Source organism: Desulfotignum phosphitoxidans DSM 13687 (genome assembly GCF_000350545.1).
Classification (GTDB): Bacteria; Desulfobacterota; Desulfobacteria; order Desulfobacterales; family Desulfobacteraceae; genus Desulfotignum; species Desulfotignum phosphitoxidans.
In genome coordinates, this window is sequence record NZ_APJX01000012.1 from 24,968 (window position 1) to 46,187 (window position 21,220).

The following is a 21,220-nucleotide window of genomic DNA, read 5'->3' on the forward strand; positions in this document are numbered from 1 at the left end:
TATCAGACAATCATCCCTTGTTACAGGAGGCATTGAAATGATGCAGACATTCCGGTTGTTTTTTTCTTTTTCTTTGATTTTCACCTTGATGTGCGGCGGGCCGGCCCATGCCCGGATCGACACAGCTGTGCTGACCGAAACCCGGCAGACCGAAGCCTATATTTACCGCAGCGCGGACTTGACCCTGATCAAAGACACCCGGACCCTTTATTTTGCCAAAGGCATGAATCCGGTCCGGTTTTCCTGGTCCGGCACGCGCATCGACCCCACCTCATTGTCCTTTGATATTTCCGACAAATCCCTGCCTTTAGAAATCACGCAGACCCAGTTTCCGGCCCGGGAGAAAAACCAGGCCATCTGGCATGTGTCGGCCACACAACCCTGCCGGGCTGAGGTGGTCTTGTCTTACTTCACGCCGGGTATTTCCTGGCAGCCCCATTACACGGCGGTGCTGTCCCAAGACCGGACCCGAATGAAATTAACCGGCCAGGTCCGGGTGGAAAACCGCTCCGGCATGGATTATCGTGATGCGACCGTGCATCTGGTAACAGGGAAAATTCATCTTTTGGACCGGATCGCGGATCTGGCAAACCAGCCGTTTCCCTATGGCCGGCCTGACACCCGGGGAGCCGACAACCCGCAGCAGGACATGGTCGCCCGGGGAAAAGCACTGCTGGAATCCGCCCCTGCCCTGATGATCCAGTCTGAAAAAGCCGCCTCTCCCGCGCCCCGGGCCATCACAAAATCCCGGGCATCCGATTATATGGTGTACACCCTTGACGGTCAGAAATCTCTTTTAAACGGCTGGTCCGACCGGCTGACCTTTGTGGAAGCCGGATCCGTGCCCGTTGACACATTGCATGTGTTTGACGCTTCACAGTTCGGCAATGGGGTGATGCAGATGGTTTCCTTTACCAATGACACGGATTCCGGGCTGGGATCGTTCCCGCTTCCCGGGGGTGCCGTCAAGGTGTTTCAGGCCATTGACCCAGACGGCGGCATGATCTTTGCCGGATCCGACACGGCGGACTACATCCCTTCGGGCAAACGCCATCATCTCCGCTTAGGGCCTGATCCCCGGATCACCGTGGTCCCTAAAGTCATGAAATATGCCAAAACCCATCTGACATTTGATAAAAAAAACAATCTGTCCGGATTTGACGAGGTCCGGACCTGGGTGATTGAGGTGGCCAATTTTTCCGACCACCCGGCCCGGATCGACATATTTCAGACCCTGCCCCACCCCCATTTTGCCATCTCCGGCATCCAGGGCCAGGATGAATTCCAGCTCATCGACCAGAACCGGTTCAAGTTTTCAGTCCTGGTTTCTCCGGCCGGCAAAAAAAATATCCATTACACGATCACCACATATCAAGGAGACAGACAATGGCAGCAAAAAGCGGTTCCATCTTCATGAAACCCCGCTCTTTTCGGATCATGATTTGTTCGGCCCTGGTGACAGCCGGGCTGATTCTGCCGGCCCTTGTATCGGCGGACACCCGATTAGGGATCCTGCCGCAACCGGATGCGGTTCATATTAGGCTGTCGAATCAAAATCCGGCCATGGTCCAGGAACATCATCATATCTCTTTAGGCAAAGGCATCAACCCGGTGGCTTTTTCCTGGTCCGGGGTCCGTCTGGACCCGGATGCCGTGCTGCTGACCCCTTTGTCCGATCCGGAATCGGTCCGGGTTCTGTCTGCAGCCATGCCCCCGGATGGTGCCGGCCTGATATGGCAGGTTTACAGCTCCAACGATGCGGTCGTGCCCATGATCCTGTCCTATCTGCCGGCCGGTCTGGACAGCCTGGTCACCTATACGGCCACGGTCAATGCCGAAGAAACCGAGCTGGATCTGGATGCGAAACTCATCTTGAGAAATTTTTCCGGGCAGTCCTATGAAGCCGCCACGGTCCGGCTGGATCCCGACACAATTTTTTCCACACAGATCCAGGATCAGGAAACCCGGCAGGTGTCGTTTCCCATTCCCCAGAATCCCGAAATGGCAAAGATCCTTCACTGGGACGGACAGACCATGCCCCATGATCCGGAAAACCAGGACACGGCCGCGGGAATTCCATTCGGGTATGAGATCACCTTTCCGGCGGATGTCTCCCAGGACACTTTTGATTTACGTCCGGGAAACGTGCGGATTTTTCTTGAAGATGCCCAGGGCCGGACCCTGTTCACGGGCGAAGATTTTCTGCCGTTTCTGGCCAAAGGAGACTCGTTTTTCCTTGAAACCGGCCGGACCCGGGATGTCATTATCACCAAACGGCGCATGAAAACCGATAAAACCCAGGTCCGGCGCAATGACAAAGGCATGATCCAGGTGTTTGATCAAATCATCACCGACCGGTTCATTTTGAAAAACACCGGCCCCACCCCGGCCAACATCCGGCTCATTGACCGGATCCCGGGCCAGTGGGAACCCGTGGACATGGCACATGCCTACACCCTTGAAGACCACGAAACCTTGAGGTTGGACATCCGTCTGGATGCAGAAGAAACCCGGACCTTTGACCTGACCTATAAGATATTGAACATTTTTGCAGACAAATTTACCCAGCACAACCAGGTGATCTACCAATGATGACACACACAAATATTGAAAACCCGGAAATTTCCCCGATTTTACATCGAATTTCCGGCTGTCCGGCGGCAATAATTTTCTGGATACTGATTCTGTGCCTTTTACCGAACCCCGTACCGGCCGATACCCCGACCCTTAAACCGGACAACATTCAACCCGGGCAGACCGCCGCCTCATCGGCGGTACTGGATGAGGCGGCCCTGAAAGCAGGGATCGCCCATCGGCTTCGCACGGCCCGGGAAGATCGGGATGACCGGTTCCAACATTTTTCTTCGGCCCACGTGCACATTGAAAAAAAAATACCGGTTCATATCAGCGACACCCTGACCGTGTTTGCCGTCAAACTCAGACTCATGCCCCCGGTTTCAGATGCATCGCCCGAATTCATCACCCTGGTGGTGGATGACACCGGGACCTTGCAGATCGGCGGCATTCAGGATCTGGCCACGGGCAGCAACCTGGTACAGGACGTCGTGGATCAGATGCAGGCTGTGGATATCTCCGATCTGCCTTCTGATTTCGGCAAACTCATTTACACCGGCCCAGGCCCGCACACCCTGATTGTCGTTTCCGATCCTTTCTGCCCCCATTGCCGGAAAGGATGGGAATTCATCAAGCTGAATCTGGATCAAATCCACACCCTGCGCCTGGCCCATTTCCCGTTGAGCCCGGCTGCGGAAACCGCCGGCCTGGTCATGGCGGACGCGTATCACCGAAAATCCATGGTGTTTGAAATCATTGATTTTACCTATACCGTTTTAGACCCATCCCAGGATCCTCTGGAGATTCTGGCGCAATACATGGACGAGTTTCCGGAATTAACACAAAACTGGGGCATAACCCCTGAACACGCCCTGACCTATCTGACCGACCGGTTTCTCACCCAAATCAAAGCTGACCAGCAGACCATCCAGACCCTGGGCATCCATTCCACGCCGGTCTTTTTTGTCAACCAGACCTTTATCAAGGGATTCAATGCCCGGAAAATGGAAGCAGCCATGCCATGACACCCCGAAAAAAACTGTCCATCCGTGTGCAGGAAAACGCCTCTGGTTCACCCACGCCTCTGAGCAGACCGTTTACAAAACCCAGCCTTATTTGTTTCAGCACCTGCAGGCACCGGGACAGACCTATGCCATAAAAATGCCGGGCACCCGATCTGTGCTGGCGATCGATGTCACTTTTTCTTCATTATCCGAATATATAGTGTCTGACCGAAAACTCAGAACGCCACGTTTTTCAAGGGGATGACGGCTAAAACTTATTTGAAATTTTTACTTATAATTGAATTGCTTGTTGATTTTTACTGATTTCTGTGTTAATATAACCTATTAATAATTAACGAGATTTTAACAAACGAGAGAAATCGAAAGCAATTCAAATTTCAACACCCAAACAAAACTTCGAGGTTGTTTTGCGTAAAATTTTTGAACCACAAATGACATTCGGGCAGACCCCTATCGACCAAATCAAACTTGACATGAGGGCCAGGGATGAAATTCCCAAGCTGCTTTTGGGGCTCCAGCATATCTATTGCGATCAAGATCTGCGAGAAAAAACGTTTTTTGCCATCCTCAAAAATGTGATTCCGGAAGACACTGACTCCAGAAATGGACGTCCGGGAATGGACCTGTGGAAAATCCTTGTGATGGGCACCATCCGGCTCAATTGCAATTGGGATTACGATAAGCTCCAGGAGATGGTGAACAACCACAGAACATTAAGGCAGATGCTGGGACATGGTATGATGGACGATGACATCACCTATCCGCTTCAGACCCTGAAAGATAATGTCAGGCTTCTGACACCTGACGTTCTTGATAAAATCAACACCCTGGTTGTACAAGTAGGTCATAAACTTCTGATGAAAAAAAAACTTCGGACGATGAGACATTGATGGGACGGTGTGACTCATTCGTTGTTGAAACCGATGTTCATTTTCCCACAGACATCAACCTGCTTTTTGATGCAGTCCGAAAAATGATTCAAATTGCCGCTATTATCAGCCAGGGCATTGGAACGAGTATGTGGCGGCAATCAGCATATAATATCAAAAAATTTAAACGGCTATATCGGATAGTTCAGCGATTGAAACATTCCACATCCAAGGATGAAAAGAAAAAGGCCAAAAAAGCTCGGCAGATTATGGATGCCCACAAAGCGTATATCGAGCTTGCTGAAAAATACATTTTAAAGGCGAAATCGACCATTGAAATGATGGAGTCATCCGATATTATTAATGCGGTCCGAGCCCAAGAGTTGCAAACATATATCAATTTCGCGCTTTGGCAAATTGATCTCATAAAACGCCGGGTGTTACAGGATGAAAAAATCCCGCATAGAGACAAGATTTTTTCAATTTTCGAACCTCACACGGAATGGATTTCAAAAGGCAAAGCCGGTGTTCCCCAGGAATTGGGACTGCGGGTATGCATCCTGGAAGACCAGTATGGGTTTATCCTGCACCACCGGGTGATGGAGAAAGAAACCGATGATAAGGTGGCAGTTGCAATGGTAAGATCGGACACAAAACAAATTTTCTGGCCTCAAGGGATGCAGTTTGATAAAGGATTTTATAACCCCTGGTAACAAAATGGAACCTGAAAAAAACATTGAATATTTTGGTGCTCCCGAAAAAAAGGCAGATGCAACAAGGCTGAATGTGAAGAAGAAACAGCAAAGGATTTTATCGGTTTTAAAAGAAAACATTCAGCGGTTGAATCGGCTATAAACGGGTTGGAAAATCATGGTCTGGACAGATGCCCGGATCATGGTATTCAAGGATTTAAAAGATACGTGGGCCTGTCTGTTCTGGCAAGAAACCTCCAGATCATGGGGCATAATATACAACAAAAAGGATTGAAACAGCTGCAACGGTTTGAACAGCGCAAAGCCGCTTAAAAACAGGCCATTGCATCAAAAACAGCACGTCAAACACTACAGGTGTGCCCGAAAAATGGGAAAGTCGTCAAAAAACGACTATCATGAAAGCACTTTCCCCGGTTTGTGATAGCAGGAGGACCAACAATTGAAAATTTTGTCAGGCATGTGCCCCGGAAAATCTCAAAATCGGGGTTTCCGGCCAGCCACTATATAAGCGACCTGCCGTTGAGCCGGGAAAGTGAAATTTATCTGTATCAGTCCAATGGTCAGATCAACGCCTCCAATCAAAAAGCCCTGCCTGAAAAAAAGTCATATAACATCGACCCCATCCCTTTGACACCTCAGGAACAAACATTGATCAAACAAGCGGGGACCATCAGGATTTCCAATGAAATGGACTGGCCCCCACTGGATTTTGCAGTGGCCGGAGAACCGCGGGGATACGCCATTGATTTGATCCGGCTTCTGGCCCATATGACGGGCCTGAAAATCGAATTCATCAACGGGTATACCTGGCCGGAACTGCTGGACCAGTTCAAAAACGGGGACATCGATGTGATACACCCGGTGGTCCGAAGTGACATGACTCAAGATATCGGGGTGTTTTCCGATCCATTGATCACCCTGCCCCAGGCCGTGGTGACACGTCCGGGTTCTGATCCCATCACCACCTTGCCCCAGGATCTGCACCTGATCATTCATCCCCAGCACCATTTCCTGGTCCCGATACTGAACAAGGCCCTGGCAGCCATTCCGGACCGGCAACGACAGGCAATGAAAGAAACCTGGCTGTCCCCCGGCCCGGAAATTGCCCAGGCTTCAAACCAGTCCCTTGAGACTGTGCCCTATTCCCGCCTGATTGAGATCGCCGGCCAAAAAGCCCTTGAAAATCAATTACACAAAACCGTTATAAACGGAGAAGATCATTTAATTTTTGTCACGTTGCTGGATCCGGATCCCTCCAGCCGGGAATATTTTGCCGTGGTGGTGCCCAGCAGACAGATCCTGGCGGATTGTCTGGAAAAACTCAAAACATCCATTTTGATCACCATTGCCTGCATGATTCTGCTGCTGCCGCTCTGCTGGCTGTTTGCCACCCCTGTTGTCAATCCCATCAAACGTCTGGCCGCTGAAAACAGGAAAATCAAGCACCGTCAATATGATCAAGTCACCTTATGCAGCAGCGTCATCAAAGAGATCCATGACCTGGCCATTTCCCTGGTGGACATGAGCGAGGCCATTCAACAGCATGAACAGCAGCAGGCAGATCTGATGGACGCGGTGATTCAAACCAGTGCCGGAGCCATTGACGACAAATCCCCATACACGGGCCAGCACTGCGCCCGGGTACCGGAACTGGCCCTGATGATGGTCCGGGCCGCCGACCAGTCCAACACCCCTCCCTTCGACCGGTTTTCCTTTCATTCAAAAGACCAGCTCAGGGAATTTCAAATCGGGGCCTGGCTGCATGACTGCGGCAAAATCATTACCCCGGAACATATCATGAACAAAGGCACCAAGCTGGAAACCATTTACAACCGCATCCATGAAATCCGCATGCGGTTTGAAGTGCTTTGGCGGGATGCCCAGATCCAGACCCTTGAAAAAAACTGGCAAAACCGGAAAAAAACCGGCAATGGGAGGAAGAACTGGCAGCCACACGCCAGACACTGCAAACCGATTTTTCCTTTATCGCCGGAATCAATATCGGCAGAGAAAAATTGTCAAAAGCGGATCTTGAACGAATCAAGGCACTGGCTACCATCACCTGGGAGCGCCATTTCGACAATCGGCTGGGTCTGTCACCCCAGGAAGCATCCCTGTATCCCGATCCGCCTTCGGCCCTGCCCGCAAAGGAACATCTGCTCAGCGACCAACCCTGGCATTTAATTCCTCACCCGGCAAAATCAAGTGCCAGTCTCCAACCGGAAATCAAAATGTCTTTGCCGGCATATGACCAGAATCTGGGAGAAATCCACAACCTGTCCATTCCATCAGGCACCCTGACCCCGGAGGAACGCTATAAAATCAATGGACATGTGATCAGCACCCTTCGCATGCTGGAACAATTGCCGTTTCCCAAGGAAATGACCAAAATCCCCCGGTATGCCGCCACCCACCATGAAGTGCTCAACGGCACCGGGTATCCCAGGCAATTGACCGCCAAGGACCTGTCTTTGCCGGAACGGATCATTGGGGTGGCCGATATTTTCGAAGCATTGACCGCCGCAGACCGGCCTTACAAAAAAGCCAAAAAGATCAGTGAAGCCCTGGAGATTTTACAGGACATGGTCGAAAAGAACCTGATCGATGCCGATGTGTTCAACCTGTTTCTCACCAGCGGGGTGTGTATGGAATATGCCCGGCGCTATCTGGCACCGGAGTTGATTGATGTGGCAGATGTCAGCCGGTACCTGTCACAAAGCATATCTGCGGGTTAGTTTTTATTTTTTCCAGGAGCATTTTCACTCTGTCCGGGAGAATCCCCCCCTTGACCGGGTGCGTCACCGCTCTGTCCAGGAGAATCGTTATTATTCGAATTTCCTCCACCCTGCCCGCTGTTTTGAGAGCCGGAATCTGAAGTGTTATCATCCTTTTTTTCCCAAAACCCTTCGGTTTCAGCAGTTGAAGAGGTCCTTTCCACATTGACGTCAATGGATCCGAACGTGATGGTGCCTCCGGTCGTGGAAGGACCAGCCGACCAGATGAATTTGGCGCCGATGTTTTCCGGATTCACCCGATTGAAAACGACACTGTCATCATGATCTTCTTTGGATTCAAAATGCGTGGCCCAGATCAGATATTCCCGGTGATTGAGATCTTTGATCACATTGTCCACCATCTTGCGCCGGATACGATCCTGGATATTGAAAAAATCGGGCAGGGCCACAGCCGAAAGAATGCCGATGATGACCAGCACGGAAATGATTTCCACAAAGGTGAAGCCGTGTTCCCGATTTTGTTTTTTCATGCTGCAGGCCTTTTCATCATCCAGTAGACGTCAACTTTCATTCTCATGTTTGTTATACCGGGTCCCGGGCGGTCAATTCTTCCAGGTTTTTTCTGAAGTCATCGATGTCTTTGGTACGTGAAACCCAAAATAACCTTTTCAGTGATTTTATTCAAGATTGTATTTGAACCAATGATACAATCGGTATTTACGCCTTTTGCCACAAATAGCAAAAGGCGTAAATACCGATTTATCGAAGGATTTTTCCGTCCCGCAGGTGGCGCAGAAGCACGGCTGGCCTGAATCTCTGGTCTGGTCACAGGCGTTGGTAAATGCAAATGATTTTGACCGGTTCAAGGCACCTCACCGCTGGACCCGGAAGCCAAACGCTTAGGTGTTGCGCGTCAATCAATTATCAAAATATGGCTTGCGGAGCGATTGCAGAAAACCGCGTCTGTTTGAGAAAGATGCTGCCGGGTATATTCCTCTGATGCAGGCATTGATGGGACTTAATCTGGCATTTTTCCTGCTGTAAAGCCGGCATCGCCCGACATTGCCATTCATCGTGCCTGTTTTTCCTGTTATGGCACATCTTTGACAACCGCCAGCGTTGAGATGTCGATTTCATTGTCGTCGTTGATACTGTGATAATACCATTTGCCATCTTCCATGGAATACCACAGGCTCCAGTTGTAACTGGATTTCAGAACCCGGTCTTCACCGTCCGTCCCGGTCACATGAAACTCAAATCCTTCTGCGGGTGTTGCTTTTATCCGGTTTCCACCTGTCGCGTAATACACGCCGTCCACAGGAGTGTTCCAATCATCGGGGTCCAGACCCACGTCGGTAAAGGCATAGTCCCCCCAGCTTCTGGGATAGTAGCCGTTTTCATCATAATACTGCTGCACCCGGGTGATCATGGACCCGGCTGTTTCATTGAAAGTCGTTATATCGTCACGGCTCACCCGTTCCCAGATGCCTGCCGCATCCTTGTCTGACGGGGTCCGAACCACGTCCACCAGAACCCGGCCGAACCGGATGGTACCGCCGGCCTGGCCCGGTCCTGAGGTCCAGGTGAACTTGGCCCCGATATTTTCCGCATGGACTCCATCAAAAATGATCGTATCATCATGCGTGCTGTCAGATGCCATATGCATACTCCAGATAATCTGCTCCCGGTGATTGAGGTCACTGATCACATTATCCACCATCTTGTGCCGGATCCGCTCCTGGATATTGAAAAAATCGGGCAGCGCCACCGTTGAGAGAATGCCTACGATGACCAGCACGGAGATGATTTCCACCAGCGTGAATCCGCTTATCTGGGAATGTTTCATGGCCGGCTTGTCTTTCATCACCGATACTTCCATCCAACTGCAATTGTCATGCTTTCTTATTCAACACTCATGGGAATATCTTCAGGGTTGTCATCAAAAAAGTCTTCAATACTTTTAAACGTGACAGTTGTTCCGCCACTGGTAACGTTAAAACCGTCTCTGGCTATGACGGTACCTGTAAAAAACCCTCCGTTAAATGTCACTTTCCCATATGGAGCGAACAGTACACCTGTCAATCCGCTGCCCCCCAGACCAGTAATGGAAATATCCCCTTTACTGACGATAACCACATCCTCTGCCGCTGGGCGCCAGCTGTTCGAAACATAGCTGTCTGCAAAAATTTTCAAATCATCAACCAGGATTCCCGACGAGGCATATCCTTTGTCGGCATACCATTCATCGGATCGTGGCTCTGGAATCCCATAATCCGGCATTGCAATGCCTTTTATGTAACCAGGGGCATCTTCGATATTGTCAACCTTTATTACTTTGTCAAGAATTGAGGTATCATAATTATTAGGATGAGATAAGCTGCCTGTATAATAAATCCGTGATTCATCGGCGAGCCATGGTGTCCACCCCAGTTTCACATCGCCATTGTCTCCATTATCGCCCTCCACATAAACGTTGCCATAAATCCGGGCATCCTTGAGCTGAAAATCACCTTTCACATAAACATCCCCGTAAATATTCCTTGCGCCTTCCCACAAATCAAGATCACCGTTAATGAATATAATTCCGGGTTCACTGCTTGATCCAAGGCTGGCACTCCCGGAGTTTAGTTTCACATCGTCACCGAAAAAAATATTGGATACACTGATCTCTGCCCCCCTGTTAAGATCCGGAGTCTTCAATCCTTCCTGTATCACGATGGTAGCGCCGGGGCCTTCAACATTATCGCCTGAAAATTCCAGGTTGCTTCCATAGAGAAAGGCGTCTTTAATTAAGTCCAGAAAATTGTCCCCCCCATTGTTCCCAGCGATAGAAAAATTGCTGGTGCTTTCTCTTTTTGCCAAAGGCGAAGCTTGACTTCCAACCCAGCCTGTAGCAGTCACTTTACAATCGTTCCCAACTAATATCGCTTCTTTTATTAAAAAATCTGCTTGGACTAATTTTTCATCATTCGTTTTTTCTTGGTTTAGTTTAACCTTTTCGCAATCCGTCCCCTCTTTCGTGATAGTGTATTGCGCCCACTCCAAGCCACTCTCCGCCGCATACAACGCCTGGACAGACAGGCTGTGATTCGCCCCGGTCCTCGCCCCGGAACTGACCATAGCAGCCAAACCCGCACCAATGGCAGCGATGATTGTGATACCGGTTATGACAATAACCAATACACTGCCTTTTTCCGAAAAAATCACTTTTTCCCCCCACCTTGGTTTCCCCCACCTTGGTTTCCCCCACCTTGGTTTCCCCCACCTTGGTTTCCTCCACCTTGGTTTCCTCCACCTTGGTTTCCTCCACCTTGGTTTCCTCCTGCCGCTGAAATCATTCGTGGAAACGAAGAAGCTGAAAATTCAAAGGTTCTTTCACCGCTCATCTCTACAACCAATGTCAAAGTAATGAACTGATAGCCAAGCGTATCGATTTTATTATCAAACTTGCTTTGACTATCATCCAGATGCTTAGCCAAGACCTGACCATCCAAAAGCAGATTTCCCGTGACAATTTCATAAATCACATCAGATCCGTCATTTTCAAGAGTCATCTTCTTCTGATTATTATTGACAGTTACACTATCAGCTCCACGCACATCCCGGACAAACCGTTCCAAGGCCATGACTGCCTGACCCTCGCGATGGCTGAGTTCCCGGCCCTCTAAAAGATTGGAAAATATATGCCCCACAAAGGGAACAACCATAAGAGCAGCTATTCCCAAGAGGACCATAACCAGAACCATCTCAATGAGCGTGAAACCACGCTTTCTCTTAACGGACGAAAATGGTCTATATTGCTTGAGATCAGTCATATTTATATAAATTCATATAATAATCAGTGCCTTCAACGGTTACTTTAACCTTACAATATTTAAATATTTCACTACTTTGACACCCATTGATTTCAGTGTTATCCTCTTTTACTCCTTTAAAGATAACAGATACAGCATTATCACAAACATCATCCAACTCTGTATTGCCAGAATTACATGGATCTGGACCACATTGTAGATCATTTACACCATCACAATCCTCGGGAAATCCAATCTGACTTTTTCTTTTTTCAGCCAGAATCAATTCCATCCGCTGCTGGGCCAATTGTGCGTTTCTTGCATTGATTCCTTTACCGATACGCTCGAAAGATATGAAACTCACCCCTGCCATGGCAACGGCTACACCCACAATCACCATGGCTGCGATCAATTCAATCATGGTAAATCCCTGTCGGGTCGATATCACTGTTTTACCCCTCATTGGATCTCCACATATCCGGTTTCACTATACACATTAATGATGATGGAATTATCGCCGCGTTGAAGTGTTATGGTCGTCGGGTCTGAAGCAGCATTCACCATCTTGCCTTTCGGGTATTTAAACGTGATGCTGACATCCTGGGTAATCGTCGTGCCTTCCTCAATTTTCCAATCTTCTCTGGCTCCGTCTGCGAACCAGAGTTTATCCGTTTTCCCTTCATTATCTAATTTCCAGCCAGTGTCAGTAGTTACGACTGTCACTTCACCATCATAATCACCACCTTCATCCGGGGCCCGGGTCATGGCCAGAGACTGGGCATAACGCAAATCCGCTACCAGACGATCGGCATCGCCATAAGCAGAAATCCCGGTACCTCCCATGCGTTTCACCGCCAAAACAGACAAAATCGCAATGATCACAAGAACCGCAGCAATTTCGATCAGGGTAAATCCGCTATGACAGCGCAGTACTTTCAAAACGATCAGTCTCCTCCAAGGCTTATGGCAGTTCCCAAGTGTTATCTATCTCATCAGACTGACTGTAATCCACGTCTTTGATTTTCGTTACAGTGATCGTTGCTATCGTCCCATTGTGACCGCTCAAGGTTACCGTGTAATTATCCATCTGTGGTACTTCACCTGAACCGGCCGGTAACCCTGAGTCATCTATCCCGGCGATATCACCTATCGTATCGGGTTCTGATTTTTCTTCCAAAAGATACTTGGCATAGGCAAGTGACAACCGGGATTTAACCTCGGCAATGGCAGCCTCGGCTGCCTTTTCCCGTGATCGATCCATAGTGGCCTTGTAACTGGGAACCGCGATGGCAGCCAGGATTCCGATGATCACCACCACTGACAGGACTTCGATCAGGGTGAACCCTTTCGGGGTTTTTAAAACAGCAGTCGGCTGCATTCTTTGTTTCCTTTTATGATGTGTCGTGTGACATATATTCTAATACCGGAGGGTGGAATAATCAAGCCGGCAGATGGGCGCACCGGGTCAGACAATGTTTGCCATCTCCCACATGGGCTTGAAAATGGCCAGGATGAAAAATCCCACCATGGCGGACATGGCCACCATGAGCAAAGGGCCTAAGGCTTCGGCCAGGCGTTTGGTGGCATATTCCACCTCGGCATCGTAATGGTCGGATATTTCTTTGAGCATGCCGTCCAGGTTACCGGATTCCTCACCAATGGCCACCATGCTGACCACCATGGGGGGAAAATATCTGGCCCGTCTCAACGGGCCTGAAATGCCCCGTCCTTCTTCCAGCTGACTTCTGATTTTTTTGAATTCCACGGCAATGGCTGCATTGTCAATGGTGTCTGTCAACACCCGCAAAGATTCCAGAACACCGACACCGCTGGCCTGAAGAATGGAAAAAATACTGGAAAACCGGGACATGGCGGATTTGACCAGCAGCTGTCCGATCAATGGCAGGCCCATGAGCAGCCGGTCTTTCATGAGGCGCCCGGTATCGGTCCGAACATAATAAAATCCCGCCACCACCAGGACTCCGGCAGTCAGGAGCATATATCCCCCGAACTGGGATAAAAACGTGTACATCATCATGCAGATCCGGGTGGGCAGAGGAATTTCCACACCGCCCTGCTCAAAAATATCCACAAACCGGGGCACCACAAAGGTCAGCAGCACCAGAAACGCCCCGCCCAGCACGGCCAGGACAAACATGGGATACCGCAGCGCGCCCTGGATATCGTTTTTCACCTTTTCTTCATGGGTGATCACATAGATCAGCCGGTCCATGATCTCGGGCAGGGCACCGGACTCCTCTCCGGCCCGGATCATGGCACAGTACAGACGGGGAAAAATCCGCGGATGGTCGGAAAACGCCTGATACAGGGACCGGCCTTCCCTGATATCCGCCACCATCCTGGCAATGGCCTTGCGCAGGTGGGGGTTTTCCGTCTGATCCTCCAGGATCTGAAACACCTGGACAATGGAAACACCGGCGTGCACCATGGTCTTGAACTGTTTGGTGAACAGGATCAGGTCTTTGGTCTTGACCAGCCGGCCCGGCAGGGGCAGGTTGTTCAAAAACCCCATGATATCGGACCCCCCTGATTTCTTTTTCGCTGTCTGGGGAATCAGGCCCCGGCCCGCCACAAGCCCTAACGCCGCATCCCGGGAGTCTGCCTCGATCTCTCCGGAAACCGGTTGGCCGTTTTCGTTGATCGCCTTGAACTGATACAATGCCATGCTGTTTTATCCTACCGGCTCAACCGGTTTATTTCACCTGGAGGGCGGACATGGCCTCCTCCGGGGTGGTGATCCGGTCCATGACTTTCCGGGCCGCATCTTCTTTCAGGGTCCGGAGCTGGCCGGCGTCATGGGCCAGCCGGCTGATCTCCTTGGCGGTTTTTCCGCTCAGAATCATGTCCCGGACCGCATCATTGATATACAATATTTCGTACAGCCCCACCCGGCCCCGGTATCCCGTATCCAGGCAGTGGCTGCATCCTTTGGCTTTCATGAACCGGATGTTGTCTCCCGGGGGGATTCCCCAGTATTCAAGCAATTCAGGCGGCGGGATCACCTGCTCACCGCAATGGGTGCACACCCGCCGGATCAGGCGCTGGGCAATGATCACCAGCATGACCGAAGAAACCAGAAACGGGGCAACCCCCATTTCAATGAACCGGGTAACCGCCCCGGCCGCATCATTGGTGTGCACGGTTGAAAAAACCATATGCCCGGTCAACGCCGCCTGCACCGCCACATTGGCGGTTTCCGTGTCCCGGATCTCCCCTACCATGATCACGTCCGGGTCCTGGCGCAGGATGGACCGCAACCCCGAGGCAAATGTCATGCCGGCCCGCCGGTTCAGCTGGGCCTGGCGGATATGTTCCATCCGGTATTCCACGGGATCCTCCAGGGTGATGATGTGGGTGTCCGGTGAATTGATCTCCTTGAGCATGGCAAACAGACTGGTGCTTTTCCCGCTGCCCGTGGGGCCGGTGCACAGAATCATGCCATAGGGCATCTTGATCATTTTTTTGATCCCTGCGATGTCATCGGCTGAATACCCCAGCTGATCCAGGGTATGAATGCCGGAACTGGTGTCCAGAAGACGAAGCACCACGTTTTCGCCATAAATGGTGGGAATGGTGGACACCCGGACATTAACCTCCTTTTGATGGACCTTGATGGTCATGCGCCCGTCCTGGGGAATCCGGGAGATGGAAATATCCAGATTGGCCATGATCTTGATGCGGGACACCATGGGCAGAAACATTTTTTTGGGTGGGTTGGGGATCTTGTGCAGTTTTCCGTCCACCCGGAACCGGATCTCGATGTAGGTTTTCTCAGGGCTCAGGTGAATGTCCGTGGCACCTTCCCGGACCGCCTGGGTCAGAATGGAGTTCACCAGTTTGATGACCGGTGCGTCCTCGGCCATGTGCTGAAGGTCGGTTTCGGTCAGAGATTCGGAACCCTCGTCATCATCGGGTTCCGAATCCATCTCGGAGATATCCTGCACCTGCTGCATGACCCCGTCTTTACCGGCATATGCACCATAGATGGCAGACATCAGATAATTGAAATTCTGCTCTGTGCAGATCACCGTCTCCACTTCCATGTCGGTCATCACTTCAATATAATCCACCGTGATGATATTCAATGGATCCGTCATGGCGATGGTGATCACACCGTCACTTTTTTTCACGGGCACGGCTTTGAATTTGGTGGCATTGTCCACATCCATGATTTGGGCCAGATCCGGAGAAATGTCATATTCTCCGGCTTCAAATTTTCTGAGATTCATCTGGGAAGCCACCGCATCCACAATGATGTTTTCAGACACGATCCCTTTCAGTGCCAGATATTCCCCGAGTTTGAGTCCGGTCTCTTTGAATTGGGACAACGCGGTCTTCAGCTGGTCCTGGGTGATGACCCCTTCATCCAGCAGAATTTCTCCCAGTCTTTTTCGAACGGCCACGTCTTTTTATCCTTTTTTTGCCGGCGCAATTATTTGATTGTCCAGAATATGCGGGGTGATGAAAATCAGAAGTTCTTCTTTTTCATTTTCATTGTTTGTGCTTTTGAACAACCACCCGAGCCCCGGCATTTCCTTGAGCCCGGGGACCCCCTGTTCGCTGTCGCTTTTCTTTTCCTTGTTCAGCCCGGCAATCACCGTGGTCTGTCCATCCATCAGCATGACCGATGTCTCTGCGTTCTTGGTGATAATGGTGGGATTCCCGTTGACCGATGCAGTGAAATCCAGTTCATCCTTGTTGGTCAGAATATCCAGGCGCACTGCCTGGCCATCGATGATATGGGGGGTGACTTCCAGTTTGATGACCGCTTCTTTCCATTCGATATTGACGGTTTGATCCGACCCCGTGCCTTCAACCGTCTGGTAGGGGACTTCCTTGCCGCTTCGGATGATGGCTTTCTGATGGTTCTGGGTGGTGATGGAGGGTTTGGACAAAATATTGAGCACCCCTTGCTCCTGCAGGGCCATCAGCTGGGCGTACAATACAAAACTGCCCATTTTCTGGGCCATGACGCCCAGGTTCATCCCGGTTTCCGCCACCATGGGCAGGTTGACCACATTGCCGTCCGCAGGATTGAGAAACGTGCCATCCTGAAGTTGCTGTCCAAACGGAGAGATATCTCCGCCCACGGAAATCTGCTTGTCGGAACTGGTTTTGAAATTGCCCAGCCCGCCCCACTGAATGCCTAAGGCTTTGCCGGTATTGGATTCCACCTCGACAATGTGGGCTTCGATCAATACCTGTTTTGACGGCTGGTCCAATTGTTGGATGATGGGCATCAACTGATCGATATCTGATTGAGACGCATGAATGATCAGGGCATTGGATGTGGCATCCATCATGATGCTGCCCTTTTCTCCGGGGCGGATCTGGACGTCGGCTTCTGATGCGGCATTACCAATGGGCAACATGGCCGACGATATATCCAGGGAAGCGGTTTTTTCGTTCCGGGCGACTGCCAGGTACTGGTTCAGGTTCTGATGAAGCGATTCCAGATTGGCATAGCGGATGGTCACAATTTTTGTAATCAGGGGTTCCTGCCGCCGCTTCTGGTATGCCAGCTGCGATCGTGCCAGTTCCTGCCGGATTTTGGCATTTTCATAATCGTTTCTGGCCTCCAGCAATGACTGCCTTTTTTTGAAATCCGCCGCACTGAACACCTGCAGGATATCTCCGGTCCATTCATAGGCCAGCCCATAGGCATCCAGAAGACCCAAAAACACCTGATTCCATGGAGATCCTTTTACCACCAGCTGGGTCTGTCCGGTGATACCGTCATTGATCATCATGTTCAGATCCGCAATTTTTGCCAGGGTTCGCAGCAAAACCGGCACGGACACATCATTCATATTCATGGTCACCGGCAGGTCGGGCAGCTTGCGAATCTGTGCCGGAACCGGCCCTGATGGGTCATCAGGCGATGACAGATCATGGACCACAACCGGTTGAAGGCCGGCAGGTCCAGGCGGTATCGGATCTTTGGCTGCGGACGAATCCAAAGATCCGGACGTGTCCGGCGGGGTTGCGGCCGCATCATAAGTTGTTTTTGCCAGCTGGTGCCATTTTTCCATGGGATCGGCCGGGGTCTGATCCGATGTTTTGGCAGCAGTACACCCGCCCAGAATCAATCCCAGACAAAATATCCACAAGAAAGCCGGATATTTCAGATGTGATTTCCCTGGTCTCATCAACCCTGTTTCAGTCCCCGTTGAAAAATATTTCACCTGTATTCTGATCCTTTTGTATAACCACCTTGTCAGGTGTGATGCGGGTGATCCGGTATCCGGTATCCATAATAATGTCGCCGGTAAAATACTCCATTCCATTGACAATGGCCATGGCATGTTTGCCCGACGAAATAAAACCGGAATACACCAGATTCGGCAGAACAGACATGGCTTCCTCTGATTCTCCGTTCGATTGTCCGGCTTGCAGCCCGGGCGGGACAAACGGATCCCGCACCCATGGGGTTTCAATTTTTTCGATCATCGCTTTTTTGTGCGGGTGTTCTATTTCCATATTCATGATCTTTGCCATCATTTTATCAACGGTTTCAGCCGATGATCCGCTTTTTTGTGTCACTGACCCGGGAGACGGTTTTTCCGGAGAAAAAACAAACCACTCCAGCCCGCCATAAACAAGCGCTGCCAGGGCCATGAACAATATAATTTTTTCCCGTGTGCTCATGATGTCTGCGCTTCCAGCCACAACCGGATATCGATGGTGTAGTATCTGGTTCCGGCATCGTCTGTATAAATATGCAGCCCGTCCATGGCATTGAAGCTGTCCAGGGCCATGACATCCACCAGATATGCCCTGAATTTGTTCCACCCGCCTTGGAGCTGAACCGTCATGGCAATGGACCGGGACTGGTCGGTTACGCCGTTGATATGAACGGTATGCCCCAGGATATCCAGTTGATGGGACCCGGCAATTCGGGTCAGCTGCCGGGTCACGGCAATCAGGTTTGTCCGGGGCAGACTGACGGTTTCCGGCAGCGGCAGGTGTGTGTCAAACGGCGTTTGGGTCATCTGCCGGGCTCTGGCATAGGTGGCCGCCATTTGTCTTTTATTTTCCAGAACCTCCTTTTTTTCATCAATAGCCTGCCGGGTTTGAGAATATGCCTGATACGAAGGATATACCATAAAACCGGCATACAGCACGCACCCCAGTACAATAATCCCGCCCAGGATCACGGCGGGGACCGGTATTTTTTTCCAGAAATCAGGGCCCTTTGATTTCAAAATGCCTCCAGCGTCGCTGAGAACAGGAGTTGATCCTGAGCGTTTTTCACTTGGGTCCGCTCTTTTGTCACCTGAATGTTACCAAACACCGGAGAGGCAGACAATGATAAAATATAATGGGCCAGTTCCGCCTCCAGCGTCAGGCCCGGGCCGGTAATTTGGCCCTGGATCCGGATGGTCCGGACTTCCTCTTTTTGGGCCCCTGTTTTTCCATAGGCCAGCGACGTCAGGCGGATATGGGGCGGGGTGATCCGGCATAAATCATATATCACGCCTAAGGGCCGATACCGGTCGATATAAACATCTGCGTGATTGATCTTTTTTTTGGATGCATCCACAATCTCATCGATATCCACGGGTGTGATATCTTTGCCGACCCGGGTCAATTCCCGGTCCAGCTGGCCCAGCAATGCCAGGTCTTTTTTGTGCACCGTGAAAAAAAACAAATTCATTGCCACCAGGGCCGCCAGAATCATCCCGCCTGCCAGACACACGGTGGTGGTGATGCGTTTCCGGCGTATCTGCTTTTGTTTGTCCTGATGGGTATGAATAAAATTCGGGGTCCGATCTCGACCGGATAGGGCGAGACCCCATGCAATCAGAACAGCACTGTGCTCATCCTTTTTTTCAGGCAATGCCGGCAACGCCGCCGGCATGTCCCGGGTCAGCGGTTCAAAGAGCCTCACACCACCCGGGACCATACGTTGCGCCAGATCCATGAACGGTGCGAACATATCGATCTCGCCCAGAAAATAATAATGGGTGATGGGGGTGTTGCCCGTATAATGCTGGGCGCAGTAATCACCGGTACGAATAATTTTGCTGACCAGACGTTCGGACACTTCCTGCACCTGGGGGGAAACCGATGGCGGGACTTCGGGCACCTCACCCGGCAGAAAAAGCTGGGCCATCTCCGGGTTTTCGTCCAGTCCTTCCATCAGGTTCAGTGCCCCGGTTCTAAGGCTGCGGACCAGCAGCACCCCGGCCCGGGAAAAACAATAGATCTCAGACGTATCCTGGGAAATATGAACCACCGCAAAATAAGGCACCTCCAGATCCACTTTCCGGGTGCGGACAAAATTCTGCAACGCAAACGGAATGGCCGTAATCCCGCATAACGGGTATCCGGCCCGGTCAAATATTTTTTTCAACGACTGAATCCGGTTTTTACCTGCGCTGAAAACAATCAGGTTCTTTTTTTTGACCCCGTCCACCACCTCATCTTCCAGGACCTCGAAATCAAAAATGTCGGTTGTTTCATCAAAATCGGTTTCCCGTTTCAACCCCCAGAATGCCGCATTGCTGACTTTTTCCATGGGCATATCCGGGATGACGATATGTTTGATTTTCAGCATCGATGGTTCGATGGCACACCAGACGTCCACTTTTTTGGCGTGGGCCGTAAATCGGGAAAGGCTTTGTTCAAGAATCTTTACCCACGGGTCCGAATCCGGAGCCAGATCGTCAGGCAAAGGAATACATACCCAGTTGATCAGGCTATGGGGCGCATTTTTTCCGGAAACCCCGGTCATCACCAGGGTCAGCATCCGGGAAGAAAAAAAAACCCCCACCTGCAACTGTTTCATGTTTTTTATTTCTGCAGGACAAGTGATTGTAACATCCTGGAGAATGTCGGATCTATTCATATTCGGATGATATTCCCTGCAGTTTGACTGTCTGTGTGTATTTCCTGCATTGTTTCACTTATCAATAGCTATTTGCGCTTTTGATGTCAACAAAAATGTCGGTTGACACCTTCCCTTGCAACTTACAGGTTGACATATTCTGCACGTCATATAAAAATGCCATCATCCTTGACAAATATGTGCCGAACAAATTTATATGGTTTCAGGAGCCGGTAATGGACAAACTACAGTTAATCAAAGAAATTTTGAACACCGATGCCCAGACCGACAAAAAAATATCTCAATTGATTCGGGCTGCGAAAGTGTGTGGACCGGATTGTGAAAAAGTGATTCAGATCGATGAACGGGAAAACACCCGCAAACCCGTATCGTTGCGGGTGAACATCAACACGGGCAAAGAACGGATCATGGCCCGGGTGGAGGACGTTTCCCTGTGCGGCGCGTTTATCAACACGGAAAAAAAAGTCCACCGGGGAGAACAGCTGGCAGTACGCCTGATCAGTTCCACGGGTGAAGAATTCGATTTCATATCCGAAGTGGTGCGAGTGGAAAAATCAGGTTTCGGTGTTCTGATCAAAAGCATCAGTCCGTTTCAGGAAGAGCGGTTCCGCCAGTTTGTCAAGCAATTGTAAAACCGG

General features: G+C 50.5%; 19 protein-coding genes and 1 pseudogene. 7 read left to right on the top strand and 13 right to left on the bottom strand.

The annotated features are described in order from the left end of the window. The first annotated feature begins 37 nt into the window (after positions 1 to 37). From DPO_RS19950 to DPO_RS20000, 6 genes and pseudogenes are all read left to right on the top strand, one after another. Positions 38 to 1,417: a DUF4139 domain-containing protein gene (locus tag DPO_RS19950; RefSeq protein WP_006968183.1), complete on the top strand. Its 1,380-nt coding sequence runs from the start codon at positions 38 to 40 to the stop codon at positions 1,415 to 1,417. Next, positions 1,387 to 2,592: a hypothetical protein gene (locus DPO_RS19955; protein ID WP_006968184.1), complete on the top strand. Its 1,206-nt coding sequence runs from the start codon at positions 1,387 to 1,389 to the stop codon at positions 2,590 to 2,592. Before DPO_RS19950 ends, DPO_RS19955 begins: the two co-directional genes overlap by 31 nt. Then, positions 2,589 to 3,599 carry a DsbA family protein gene (locus DPO_RS19960; protein ID WP_006968185.1) on the top strand — a complete coding sequence of 337 codons (1,011 nt, stop codon included), beginning with the start codon at positions 2,589 to 2,591 and terminating at the stop codon, positions 3,597 to 3,599. The genes DPO_RS19955 and DPO_RS19960 overlap by 4 nt, the downstream gene beginning before the upstream one ends. A gap of 407 nt (positions 3,600 to 4,006) precedes the next feature. Further along, positions 4,007 to 5,493 (top strand): annotated as a pseudogene (locus tag DPO_RS24770) (ISNCY family transposase). 147 nt (positions 5,494 to 5,640) lie between these two features. After that, positions 5,641 to 7,365, top strand: coding sequence for a transporter substrate-binding domain-containing protein (locus DPO_RS24775; RefSeq protein ID WP_006968188.1), 1,725 nt, complete (start codon positions 5,641 to 5,643; stop codon positions 7,363 to 7,365). A 47-nt stretch (positions 7,366 to 7,412) separates the two neighbouring features. Further along, positions 7,413 to 7,916, top strand: coding sequence for an HD-GYP domain-containing protein (locus DPO_RS20000; RefSeq protein ID WP_006968189.1), 504 nt, complete (start codon positions 7,413 to 7,415; stop codon positions 7,914 to 7,916). Here DPO_RS20000 and DPO_RS20005 read toward each other — a convergent pair. The 13 genes from DPO_RS20005 to DPO_RS20065 all read right to left on the bottom strand — a co-directional run bounded on the left by DPO_RS20005 (position 7,913) and on the right by DPO_RS20065 (position 20,522). After that, positions 7,913 to 8,446 (bottom strand): type II secretion system protein, encoded by a 534-nt coding sequence (locus tag DPO_RS20005; RefSeq protein WP_006968190.1) that lies wholly within the window; start codon positions 8,444 to 8,446, stop codon positions 7,913 to 7,915. The genes DPO_RS20000 and DPO_RS20005 overlap by 4 nt on opposite strands. Before the next feature lie 560 nt (positions 8,447 to 9,006). After that, positions 9,007 to 9,780 (bottom strand): type II secretion system protein, encoded by a 774-nt coding sequence (locus DPO_RS20010; protein WP_006968191.1) that lies wholly within the window; start codon positions 9,778 to 9,780, stop codon positions 9,007 to 9,009. A 38-nt stretch (positions 9,781 to 9,818) separates the two neighbouring features. Next, positions 9,819 to 11,123 (bottom strand): hypothetical protein, encoded by a 1,305-nt coding sequence (locus DPO_RS20015; protein ID WP_006968192.1) that lies wholly within the window; start codon positions 11,121 to 11,123, stop codon positions 9,819 to 9,821. Further along, positions 11,120 to 11,731: a prepilin-type N-terminal cleavage/methylation domain-containing protein gene (locus tag DPO_RS20020; protein ID WP_006968193.1), complete on the bottom strand. Its 612-nt coding sequence runs from the start codon at positions 11,729 to 11,731 to the stop codon at positions 11,120 to 11,122. Before DPO_RS20020 ends, DPO_RS20015 begins: the two co-directional genes overlap by 4 nt. Then, the gene (locus DPO_RS20025; RefSeq protein WP_006968194.1) at positions 11,724 to 12,173 is read right to left on the bottom strand and encodes a type II secretion system protein; all 450 of its coding nucleotides are present in this window, start codon (positions 12,171 to 12,173) and stop codon (positions 11,724 to 11,726) included. The genes DPO_RS20020 and DPO_RS20025 overlap by 8 nt, the downstream gene beginning before the upstream one ends. Next, positions 12,170 to 12,649 carry a pilus assembly FimT family protein gene (locus tag DPO_RS20030; protein ID WP_006968195.1) on the bottom strand — a complete coding sequence of 160 codons (480 nt, stop codon included), beginning with the start codon at positions 12,647 to 12,649 and terminating at the stop codon, positions 12,170 to 12,172. The genes DPO_RS20025 and DPO_RS20030 overlap by 4 nt, the downstream gene beginning before the upstream one ends. A 22-nt stretch (positions 12,650 to 12,671) precedes the next feature. Next, entirely contained in the window at positions 12,672 to 13,088 is a 417-nt protein-coding gene (locus DPO_RS20035; protein WP_006968196.1) for a type IV pilin protein, read from the bottom strand. An 87-nt stretch (positions 13,089 to 13,175) separates the two neighbouring features. Next, positions 13,176 to 14,396 carry a type II secretion system F family protein gene (locus DPO_RS20040; RefSeq protein WP_006968197.1) on the bottom strand — a complete coding sequence of 407 codons (1,221 nt, stop codon included), beginning with the start codon at positions 14,394 to 14,396 and terminating at the stop codon, positions 13,176 to 13,178. Between the two features lie 28 nt (positions 14,397 to 14,424). Next, positions 14,425 to 16,134, bottom strand: a complete 1,710-nt coding sequence (locus DPO_RS20045; protein ID WP_006968198.1) for a GspE/PulE family protein — start codon at positions 16,132 to 16,134, stop codon at positions 14,425 to 14,427. 6 nt (positions 16,135 to 16,140) lie between these two features. Then, positions 16,141 to 17,880 (bottom strand): type IV pilus secretin PilQ, encoded by a 1,740-nt coding sequence (gene pilQ / locus DPO_RS20050; RefSeq protein ID WP_236610007.1) that lies wholly within the window; start codon positions 17,878 to 17,880, stop codon positions 16,141 to 16,143. A gap of 10 nt (positions 17,881 to 17,890) precedes the next feature. Next, on the bottom strand, positions 17,891 to 18,379 hold the full coding sequence (locus DPO_RS20055) for a hypothetical protein (RefSeq protein WP_006968200.1): 489 nt from the start codon (positions 18,377 to 18,379) through the stop codon (positions 17,891 to 17,893). Next, positions 18,376 to 18,936: a hypothetical protein gene (locus DPO_RS20060; RefSeq protein WP_006968201.1), complete on the bottom strand. Its 561-nt coding sequence runs from the start codon at positions 18,934 to 18,936 to the stop codon at positions 18,376 to 18,378. Before DPO_RS20060 ends, DPO_RS20055 begins: the two co-directional genes overlap by 4 nt. After that, complete coding sequence (locus DPO_RS20065; RefSeq protein ID WP_040012148.1) at positions 18,933 to 20,522, bottom strand: hypothetical protein; 1,590 nt, start codon at positions 20,520 to 20,522, stop codon at positions 18,933 to 18,935. The genes DPO_RS20060 and DPO_RS20065 overlap by 4 nt, the downstream gene beginning before the upstream one ends. Before the next feature lie 275 nt (positions 20,523 to 20,797). Here DPO_RS20065 and DPO_RS20070 point away from each other — a divergent pair, with 275 nt between their 5' ends. Then, positions 20,798 to 21,214 (top strand): PilZ domain-containing protein, encoded by a 417-nt coding sequence (locus tag DPO_RS20070; RefSeq protein ID WP_006968203.1) that lies wholly within the window; start codon positions 20,798 to 20,800, stop codon positions 21,212 to 21,214. Positions 21,215 to 21,220: the final 6 nt, after the last annotated feature.